A 9,046-nucleotide genomic window follows, 5' to 3' on the forward strand; every position below is an offset into this window, starting at 1 on the left:
GCCGGACGACGTCTCCGTCGCCCGGCCGCGGCCCGTCGTCCGGGCCGTCCGTCAGGCCGTCCGTCAGGCGATCGAGAAGTCGTCGCCGTAGACGCTGCCCTGCCCGTACCAGCCGTGCAGGTAGACCGTCGCGGTGCCGGAGGCACCGGTGGTGAACGGCACGGTGATCTTGCTCCAGCCCGCGGAGCTGGTCCAGGCGGAGCCGGTGGCGCCGTTGTTCACGCCGACGTAGGCGTAGTTGCCCTGGACCCAGCCGGTCAGGGTGTACGACTTGTTCGGCGCCAGGGTCACGGTCTGGGTGCACTCACCGGTCTGCGCCGGGCCGGCCGCCGCCTGCAGCGCGTAGGAGCCGGAGTGGACCGGGGTGCTCACCACGGCGCCGCCGGCCTGGCAGGTCCAGGGGCCGAGGCTGCCGGTCTCCAGGCCGCCGTTCGCCAGACCACCGGGCGGGGTGACGCCGTTGACGGTCAGCGCGTAGGTGGCGGTGTGGCTGCCCGACGGGGCGGTGGCGGTGACGGTGAGCTGGTAGGTGCCGGGGGCGGTGCTCGCGGCGGTGGCGATGTTCAGCGTCGCGTTCGCACCGGCGGTGACGGTACCCGGGGTGACGGTCGCGGTGACGCCGGCCGGGGCGCCGCTGACGCTCAGCGCGAGGCTCTGGGCCGAGCCGGAGACGACGCTGGTGTTGACGGCCGCGGTGGCCGAGGCGCCGGCCGTCACGGTGCCGGAGCCCGGCGCGAGGACGATCCCGAAGTCGTCGCCCGGCTGGGTGCTGGTGACCTTCAGGGTGTACGTGGTGGTGTGGGTGCCGGAGGCGGCGGTGCCCGTGACGGTCAGCGGGTAGCTGCCGGGGGCGGTGGTCGCGGCGGTGGCGATGTTCAGCGTCGCGGGGGAGCCGGCGGTGACGCTGCCGGGGGTGACGGTCGCGGTGACGCCGGCCGGGGCGCCGCTGACGCTCAGCGCGATGCTCTGCGCGGAGCCGGCCAGCACGCCGGTGGTGATGGTGGCGGTCGTCGAGGCGCCGGCCAGCACGGTGCCGGTGCCCGGGGTCACACCGATCGAGAAGTCCTGGTTCGGCTGGGTGTTGCTGGTGAACGGCGCGAAGATCTTGGTGAAGTCCCAGGTGCCCTGCTGGATGCCGGAGCAGTCGTCGCGGGCGCCGCCGCCGGGGCACTTGCCGTTGTCGCGCTGCAGCGCCCAGAAGGACAGCGTGTTGATGCCCTTGGAGACCGCCCAGTTGTAGACGGTGGTCGCGTTGGCGATCGTGAAGGTCTCGCCGGCGCCGAAGTCGTCCACGCCGGGCATCTCGGTGACGCCGATCGAGCCCCACAGCTGGCTGGGGGTCTTCGTCGGGTACAGCCGGGACAGCTGGTTGTAGAGCCCGGTGGCCGCCGTCTGGGTGTCGGCCGCCATGTCGTGCTGGGCGTTGTCGTAGTAGTCGAACGTCATCAGGTTGACGACGTCGATCCGCGCGTTGTTGCTGACGGCGTTGCGCAGCACCGCGAGCCCGCTGTCGGCGAGACCGCTGGTGGTGGTGGGCAGCGTGTAGGAGAACTGGATCTGGCGGCCGTTGGCGGCGGCCCAGTCCTGGGTCAGCTTGATCGCCTTGTTGCGGCGGTCGATGCCCGCGGAGTTGTCCAGCGCCTCGACCTCGATGTCGAGGTCGATCCGGCTGATGTCGTAGGTGGTGATGAGCTTCTGGTAGGCCGCCGCGATCTGGTTGACGTCGGTGCAGCTGTCGGCCAGCTCGGTGCCGGTGTGGTCGGCGGTGTAGCCGCCGAACGACGGGATCACGTCACCGCCGTTGGCCCGGATCTTGGCGAAGTCGGCGCCGAAGGTCGACTGCGCGACCGGCATCGAGGTGTCGCCGTTCCAGTACGGCGTGCAGGAGCCCTTGGTGGCGGTCTGCAGGAACGCCATGGTCAGGTACTTGGCGCCCGACTGGGCGGCCAGCGTGGCGGGGCTCTCGCCGGTCCAGGCCTCGAAGTAGGGGGCGAACACCCGGGTCGGCAGCGGGGTCGCGGCGGCGGTGCCGGCGACGGCCCCGGCGGTGACCGGGTTCGCGGGCGCCGCGTTCGCCGTGGCCGCGCCGCCGGCCACCAGGCCGGCCGAGGTGACGAGTGTGACACAGGCCGTCAGGGCGGCCTCAAGAGTTCTGCGTAGACGCATTGGTTCTCCAACAGACGTGGTGGGGCTGAGCGTTGGTGAAGGTGCGGAACTGCGCTGCGGACCTTCCGCGGGCGTGCGTGGGCGTGCCGGAAGGTGTCGGGAGGTGCCGGGACGCGCGGGGGCCTCGATGGGGGAGGTCCGTGCGGTGGGACGGTGGCGCGGGGGGTGTGCAACCCCTGGGCTCGTGGCACGGACGGACGGCGTGCGCGGACGCGCGTGCGCCGTGACGGGGCCTGGGGGCGGAGCGGAGCAGGGCAGGGCTGTGCCTCAGCCGCCGGTGGTCACACCCCCACAGTGCATCCCGGTCGGATCGACATGCCTATGGTTGGACTAGACCACTCGTCTGTCAAGAGTCCTTACAGTTCGTTGACGAAATGTCATGGAACGGCGGGGCGCCGAGGTTGGCCGGTGATAGGTCAACCGTCAACAATTCAGTTGTCGGGGGCGCGGTCGGTCCGACATCATCGGGGGCATGCGAGACCTCGACTGGAAGCTCGACAGAGAGGGCGGTTGCCGCCCGCACGCGTGAGCCCCCGGCTCCCGGGTCCCCCGGACCGCCTTCGGCGGCCGGCGACAGGACCACCCCGGCCCGCTCCCGTGCCGTTCGCCCACTCATCCGTTCCATCCGTTCGCGGCCCCCCTCGTGGGCCCGAACGCCTCCACGCCCTTCGGCCGGCGCGTGTCCCGGGCCGGTGCGGCGCCCGTGCGCCCACCACCGGAACGCGCCCTCCCCGCGTGCCCCCCCGGCTCGCGGCCCCGCCCGTCCGTACGTCCGTACGTCCGTCCGCGCCCGCGCGCTCTTCTGTTCGACCGTCAGCTTTCCTCCCGTGCCCGAACGCCGGTGCGCCCGTGCGCCTGTGCGTCCGTTCGCCGTACCTCGACGCGACCATCGGCCGTGCGTCCGAACCTCGGTGCGTCCGTAGCCCATCCCCAGGAAAGGAGGGTCCCATGAACGTCTTCGTCCCGTCCGACGACAAGGACACGGCCTGGAGCGCCGTCTGACCGGCGTGCAGGTGCCGTGGCCGCGCGGTGGTCGTCGCGCGCGGCCACGGCGGCCCGGAGCTCAGGACACCGGGCCGTTCGGGGTGCGCCGCCGCCGGCTCAGGCCGGCGGGCAGAGGGTCGTGCGCAGCGCGTCCAGGATTTTCTCCGCCTTCGCGGGTCCGAAACCCTGAGGGTGGGCGGGATCCGTGAAGCGCTGGTCGGCCAGGCGGATCAACCTGGCCCGGTCCTTGGGGAACTGATACATCGCCTGGCACTGGTTGCGGGCCCGGTCGACGGCCTGCTCCGGGTTGCCGCCGACGATCGCCGGGTCGATCGCCTCCAGCGCGGCGATCAGCCGCCCGGTGACGTCGGCGGCCGGCGCGGCCGGCAGGCCGGCGTCGGAGGGCGGCGCCGGCTTCGGTGCGGCGGGCGGGGGTTCGGCCGGCCCGGAGGCGGCCGGGGGCTCGGCGGGGGAGCCGGTCGCCGGGGTGCTGTCCCCGGGCGCCGGGGCCCCCGCGCCCGCGGTCGTCCCCGCGCCCGTTCCTGTGCCCGGGGACGCCCCCGCGGGCGGGGGGACGGCGGCGGTCGCGGCGGGCTCCGCCGCGGGCGTGGTGACGGCCGTCGTGCCGCCGCCCGTCGGGGCGGCGGCACCGGTCGCCGTGGAGCCGGCCGCGGTGTTCCCGGTGCCCGCGCCGGAGCACGCGGCGAGGCCCACCGCGGCACAGGCCGTGAGGGTGGCGGCGAGGAGACGAGTGCGCATGCCGCCACCCTGTCATGTCCGCGGCGCTCCAGGGAAGATCCGCCGGGCCCGGGATCGCTTCCCGGACCCGGACCCGGGGCCGGTCAGAGCAGCCCGTTGCTCTTCAGCCAGTCCTTGGCCACCGCCGACGGGTCCTCCTTGTCGACCGCGACCTTCTTCATCAGCGCCAGCAGCCCCGCCGTGTCCAGCTTGGCCGACACCGCGTTGAGCGCGCCGGTCGCCGTCGCGTCCACCTTGGCCTTGTTGACCAGCGGCGTGACGTTCTCCGCGCCGAACAGGTTCTTCGGGTCGGTGAGCGGCACGAGCTTCAGCTGGGTGATCTTCGGGTCGGTGGAGAACACGTTGCCGACGTGGACCGAGCCGTCCTTGACCGCGTTCGCCGTGGTCTCACCGGTCGACTTCCACTCCTTGAACGTCACTCCGTAGACGTCCTTGAGCGGCTGCTCCTGCCGGGACTTGAACTCCGGCGGACCGCCGATGGTGAGCTCGCCCGCCTTGGCGGCGAGGTCCGCGATGCTCTTCAGGCCGAACTTGTCGGCGGTCTCCTGGCTGACGCTCAGGGTGTCCTTGTCCTCCGCGGTGGAGGAGTCCAGGATCCCGAGCGAGGCCGGCAGCTTCTTCGCCAGCTCGGCGTTGACGGAGGCCGTGACCGGCTCCGCCGCCTTGCCGCCCAGGTAGGCGAGCAGCGAACCGTTGTACTCGGGCAGCACGGACAGGCTGCCGCTCTGCAGCTGCCCGTAGAGCACCTCGCGGCTGCCGATGTTGAACTTCTCCTCGACCTTGACGCCCTTGGCCTTCAGCGCCTGCGAGTAGATCGAGCCGAGCAGCACGTTCTCCGGGAAGTTGGCCGAGCCGACCACGACCGTCCCGCCGGCGGGCGCGGCCCCGGCGGTGGTGCCGCCGGCCGAAGGGGCCGACGAACCGCCGCCCAGCGGGTCACCGCCGGAGGAGGAGCAGGCGGTCGCGGTCAGGGCGAGCACGGCGAGCGCGGCCAGGGCGGCGGCCCGGCGGCCGGCCGCCGTTCGCGGCTGCGCCGATGCGGGAGTCGACATGGTGACAGGTGTCCTTTCGAGGTGGACGTCCCGGTGGGGGACGGAAAGCACGGGGACAGGAAGCAGTGAGACAGCGGGGCGCAGTGAGACAGCGGGGCGCAGTGAGGCGGCGGGGCGCGCGGGGACGGCGGGGCCCACGGACCGCCCGGACGGGCGGGGCCTCCGGGCCCGAGGGCTCACGACGGCTGCCGGGCCGCGGCCCGCTGCTGCGCCCGCAGTCCGGGCGGCAGCGCGTACCGGGCGAGCAGGGCGAAGAACACCTGCGCCGCGACGGCGAGCAGCACGACCAGTAGCGCGCCGCCGACCGTCATCGCGAAGTCCCGGGTCGCCAGGCCGTCGACGACGTACCGGCCCAGCCCGCCCAGACCCACGTACGCGGCCACCGTCGCCGTCGCGATGACCTGCACGGTCGCCGTCCGCAGACCCGCCAGCAGGGTCGGCAGCGCCGACGGCAGGCAGACCTGGAACAGCACCTGCGGGTGCGTCAGCCCGACGCCGCGCGCCGCGTCCCGCACGTCCGGGTCGGTGCCGCGCACCCCCTCGACGGCGGCGACCAGCAGTGGTGGCGCGGCCAGCGCGACCAGCGGCACCAGCACGGCGGTGTCGCCGACCCCGGCGAGCAGCACCGCCAGCGTCACCAGGCCGAGCGTCGGCAGCGCGCGGGCGGCGCCGGCCAGCGCGGTCACCGCGGTGACGCCGCGTCCGGTGTAGCCGATCAGCAGCCCGAGGGGCACGGCCAGCAGACCGGCGAGCAGCAGTGCCTCGCCGGAGAGCAGCAGGTGCTCGGCGACGCGGTTGGCGATCGAGTTGGCGCCGCTGCGGCGGTCCTCGGCGGAGAAGAAGTCCCCCAGCCAGGTGAGCCAGTTCACCGGCCCGCTCCCTTCTCGCGGACTGCCCACGGCGCCAGCACCCGGCGGGCGCCGACCAGCAACAGGTCCACGGCCAGCGCCAGCACGGCGATCAGCACGATCCCGGCCACGATCGGCGTCGGGAAGGTGCGCTGGAAGCCGTCGACGAACAGATAGCCGAGTCCGCCGCGGCCGACCAGCGCGCCCACCGACGCGAGCGAGATGCTGGAGACGGCCGCCACCCGGAGACCGGCCACCAGGTAGGGGACGGCGGCGGGCAGTTCGACGGCGGCCAGCCGGTGCCACGGCCCGTAGCCCATCGCGGTCGCGGCCTGCCGCACCGGGTCGGGCACGGCGCGCAGCCCGTCCACCGTGGTGGGCAGCAGCACGGCGAGCGCGTAGAAGGTGAGCGGGATCATCACGGTGGCCCGGGTGGCCAGCCCGGTGTACGGGATGAGCACCACGAAGACCGCCAGCGAGGGCAGCGCGTAGACGACGTTGAAGACGGCGGCGAGCGGCTGGTAGAGGCGCGGGAAGCGGACGCAGGCCAGGCCGAGCGGGACGGCGAGCAGCAGGCCGATCAGCACCGGGAGCAGGGCGATGACGGCGTGGTCGGCGAGCAGGTCGCCGAGGTAGCCGAGGTGGTCGCCGATCCAGTACCAGCGGACGATCGGTTCATCGTCCACCGTCGGCCCCGTCCGTACCCGCGGCGGCCGGCGCGGTGCCCTGGGCGGCGGCCGGGCCGGTGTCCGGTGCCGGTCCGGTGACCGCGGTGGTGGCCGCGGACGAGGGCGGGGAGGCGGCGGCGACCGGGGAGGGCCCGGCGGCGAGGGCGGTCAGCACCGCCTCGCGGTCGGCGGTGCCGGTCACCCGGCCCTCGGCGTCCAGGGCGAGGGCGACCCCGGCGGGGGACAGCACGGCGGCGTCGAGCGCCGCGCGCAGCGTGTCGGCGCCGGGCCGGAACCCCGGCGCCGGGTGGACGGCGGCACCCGGGGCGTCCCGGTCGATCCACCCGATCGGGCGGCTCCCGTCGTCCAGCGCGAGCTCCCAGGCGCCGAAGCGCACCGTCCGCCGCGCCCCCGGCACCGCCCCCGCCGCCGACTCGGCGCCGTCGGGCCCGCCGGGTATCGGCCGGACGGCGACGGTCGCGGCGGGCCGCAGGCCCAGCCCGCGCAGCCCCCGGTCGCGGCCGAGGAAGGCGGCCACCTCCGCGTCGGCCGGCGCGGTGAGCAGCGTGTGCGGGTCCGCGAGCTGGGCGATCCGCCCCCGCTCGCGGAGCACCACGACCTGGTCGCCGAGCCGGACCGCCTCCTCGATGTCGTGCGTGACGAACAGCACCGTCTTGTGCAGCTCCGACTGCAGCCGGAGCAGCTCCTCCTGGAGCCCGGCCCGCACCACCGGGTCGACCGCGCTGAACGGCTCGTCCATCAGCAGCACCGGCGGGTCCGCGGCCAGCGCCCGGGCCACCCCGACGCGCTGCTGCTGGCCGCCGGAGAGCTGGAACGGGTACCGCTTGGCGGTCTCCGGCGCGAGCCCGACCAGGTCGAGCAGTTCGGCCGCGCGGGCACGGGCCCGCTTCTTGTCCCAGCCGAGCAGGTGGGGGACGGTCGCGATGTTGTCGATCACCCGCCGGTGCGGGAACAGCCCGGCCTGCTGGATCACGTAGCCGATGCCGCGCCGCAGCTTGGCCGGCTCCAGCGCGGCGACGTCCGTGCCGTCCAGCAGGACCCGGCCCGAGGTCGGCTCGACCATGCGGTTGACCATCCGCAGCAGCGTCGTCTTCCCGCAGCCGGACGGCCCGACCAGCACGGTCGTCCGACCGGTGGGGACGTCGAGGTCGAGGCCCTCGACGGCGACCGTGCCGTCGGGGTGGCGCTTGCCCGCGCCGTCGAATCTGATCACGGGGGGTTTCCTCGTTCCGGCGGCCCCGGCGGCGGCGCCGATGGTGTCGTCTGTCGGTCGGGCGGTCTTGTCGGTCTCTGCGGTGTGCCTGTCGGTCGCGCGGTTGCCCGCCCTTGAGCCGGCGGAAACTCCGATCAGCCTATGACGTGACGAACCCCGTGTCCCTGATTTACCGGCCGTGCCCGGGCGGACCCGGCCACGGCCGTTCTCGCCGGCCGTGCCCGTGGGCGCGCCCCCTCAACCGCCCTGACGGGTAGGCAGCCCGGCCGCCGCCCAGCCGACGAACCCGCCGTCCAGGTCGGTCGCCCGGTGCAGGCCCAGCTCGCGCAGCGAGGCCGCGGCCAGGCTCGACGCGTACCCCTCCGAGCAGACCAGGATCACCTCCAGGTCGTACCCGGTCGCCTGCGGGATGCGGTGACTGCCCGTCGGATCCAGCCGCCACTCCAGCACGTTGCGCTCGATCACCAGGGAGTCGGGGATCTCCCCCTCCGCCGCACGCTGCGCCGCCGGGCGGATGTCCACCAGCAGCGCGCCGTCGAGCTGCGCGCGGTGCGCCTCCTCGGCGCCGGGCCGGTGGACGCCCTCGCGGGCGCGGGTCACGAGGTCGTCGATCGTGGTCACCACTGTTCGGGTCCTTCCTCGGAGGTGCGGACCAGACCACCGGCCCGCAGTTCGTAGTGCGCCATCGAGCTGAGCGGCGGCGAATAGGCGTGCAGCGTCACGGCCGGGCCGGACGCGGTGTTGCGGACGTCGTGCACGTAGTCGGGGCCGAACGCGCGGACGGTGCCGGACTGGATCCGCCGGATCAGCAGCCCCTGTTCGGGACCGCCCAGCGACAGCTCCTCCAGCTCGCCCAGGGCGACGGTGAAGGCGCCGCGCGAGCCGCCGTGGTCGTGGAAGCCGGTGGACTGGCCGGGCAGCCAGCTGATCAGCCAGACCTCGTGGTCCTCGTCGGCGGCCAGCCGCCGGTACCAGCGCTCCTCGGTGGAGAGCCGCACGTGGTGGATCCACTGGTCGGGCTGCTCGGCCAGCTCGCGCACGATCGTGCGCAGCGTGTTCGGGGTCAGCGGCGCCCTGGTGTCCCCGGCGGGGGCGGGCGCGACGGCGGTGGGCGTGTCGGAGGCGAGGTCCAGGCTCATGTGGGTGTCCTCGGGGGGAGGGCGGGAGGTGGCGGTGGCCGGGGTCCGGTGGCCGGTGGCGGTGGTCCGGTGCGCAGCCGGGCGGCGAGCGCGGGCACGGTGTGGCCGGCGAAGTGCTGGGCGCGCCGCTCGCGTTCGGCCAGCTCGGCGCGGAGCGCGGCGACGGTGTGGCGGGCGTGGGTGGCGACGGCGAGGG

Annotated in this window: 8 protein-coding genes; all 8 read right to left on the bottom strand. The window is 74.5% G+C overall.

Going from position 1 to position 9,046, the window contains the following annotated elements:
• Positions 1-63 precede the first annotated feature (63 nt).
• On the bottom strand, positions 64-2,166 hold the full coding sequence (locus tag ACFCX4_RS21445; RefSeq protein ID WP_376144735.1) for a glycosyl hydrolase family 18 protein: 2,103 nt from the start codon (positions 2,164-2,166) through the stop codon (positions 64-66).
• A 1,101-nt stretch (positions 2,167-3,267) separates the two neighbouring features.
• Positions 3,268-3,909, bottom strand: coding sequence for a hypothetical protein (locus tag ACFCX4_RS21450; RefSeq protein ID WP_376144737.1), 642 nt, complete (start codon positions 3,907-3,909; stop codon positions 3,268-3,270).
• A gap of 83 nt (positions 3,910-3,992) precedes the next feature.
• Positions 3,993-4,961 (bottom strand): ABC transporter substrate-binding protein, encoded by a 969-nt coding sequence (locus ACFCX4_RS21455; protein WP_376144739.1) that lies wholly within the window; start codon positions 4,959-4,961, stop codon positions 3,993-3,995.
• 176 nt (positions 4,962-5,137) lie between these two features.
• On the bottom strand, positions 5,138-5,830 hold the full coding sequence (locus tag ACFCX4_RS21460; RefSeq protein WP_376144741.1) for an ABC transporter permease: 693 nt from the start codon (positions 5,828-5,830) through the stop codon (positions 5,138-5,140).
• Positions 5,827-6,495: an ABC transporter permease gene (locus ACFCX4_RS21465; RefSeq protein ID WP_376144743.1), complete on the bottom strand. Its 669-nt coding sequence runs from the start codon at positions 6,493-6,495 to the stop codon at positions 5,827-5,829. The genes ACFCX4_RS21460 and ACFCX4_RS21465 overlap by 4 nt, the downstream gene beginning before the upstream one ends.
• Positions 6,485-7,711, bottom strand: a complete 1,227-nt coding sequence (locus tag ACFCX4_RS21470; RefSeq protein ID WP_376144745.1) for an ABC transporter ATP-binding protein — start codon at positions 7,709-7,711, stop codon at positions 6,485-6,487. Before ACFCX4_RS21470 ends, ACFCX4_RS21465 begins: the two co-directional genes overlap by 11 nt.
• 237 nt (positions 7,712-7,948) lie before the next feature.
• Positions 7,949-8,335 carry a rhodanese-like domain-containing protein gene (locus tag ACFCX4_RS21475; RefSeq protein ID WP_376144746.1) on the bottom strand — a complete coding sequence of 129 codons (387 nt, stop codon included), beginning with the start codon at positions 8,333-8,335 and terminating at the stop codon, positions 7,949-7,951.
• Positions 8,329-8,850 (bottom strand): cysteine dioxygenase family protein, encoded by a 522-nt coding sequence (locus tag ACFCX4_RS21480; protein ID WP_376144748.1) that lies wholly within the window; start codon positions 8,848-8,850, stop codon positions 8,329-8,331. The genes ACFCX4_RS21475 and ACFCX4_RS21480 overlap by 7 nt, the downstream gene beginning before the upstream one ends.
• Positions 8,851-9,046 lie beyond the last annotated feature (196 nt).

The sequence above is a fragment of the Kitasatospora sp. NPDC056327 genome (genome assembly GCF_042261735.1).
In the GTDB taxonomy this organism is placed as follows: Bacteria; Actinomycetota; Actinomycetes; order Streptomycetales; family Streptomycetaceae; genus Kitasatospora.

Excerpts from the sequence above, each read along its gene's own strand:
- ACFCX4_RS21445 (WP_376144735.1), bottom strand. The coding sequence starts at position 2,166 with ATGCGTCTACGCAGAACTCTTGAGGCCGCCCTGACGGCCTGTGTCACA.
- ACFCX4_RS21450 (WP_376144737.1), bottom strand. The coding sequence starts at position 3,909 with ATGCGCACTCGTCTCCTCGCCGCCACCCTCACGGCCTGTGCCGCGGTG.
- ACFCX4_RS21455 (WP_376144739.1), bottom strand. The coding sequence starts at position 4,961 with ATGTCGACTCCCGCATCGGCGCAGCCGCGAACGGCGGCCGGCCGCCGG.
- ACFCX4_RS21480 (WP_376144748.1), bottom strand. The coding sequence starts at position 8,850 with ATGAGCCTGGACCTCGCCTCCGACACGCCCACCGCCGTCGCGCCCGCC.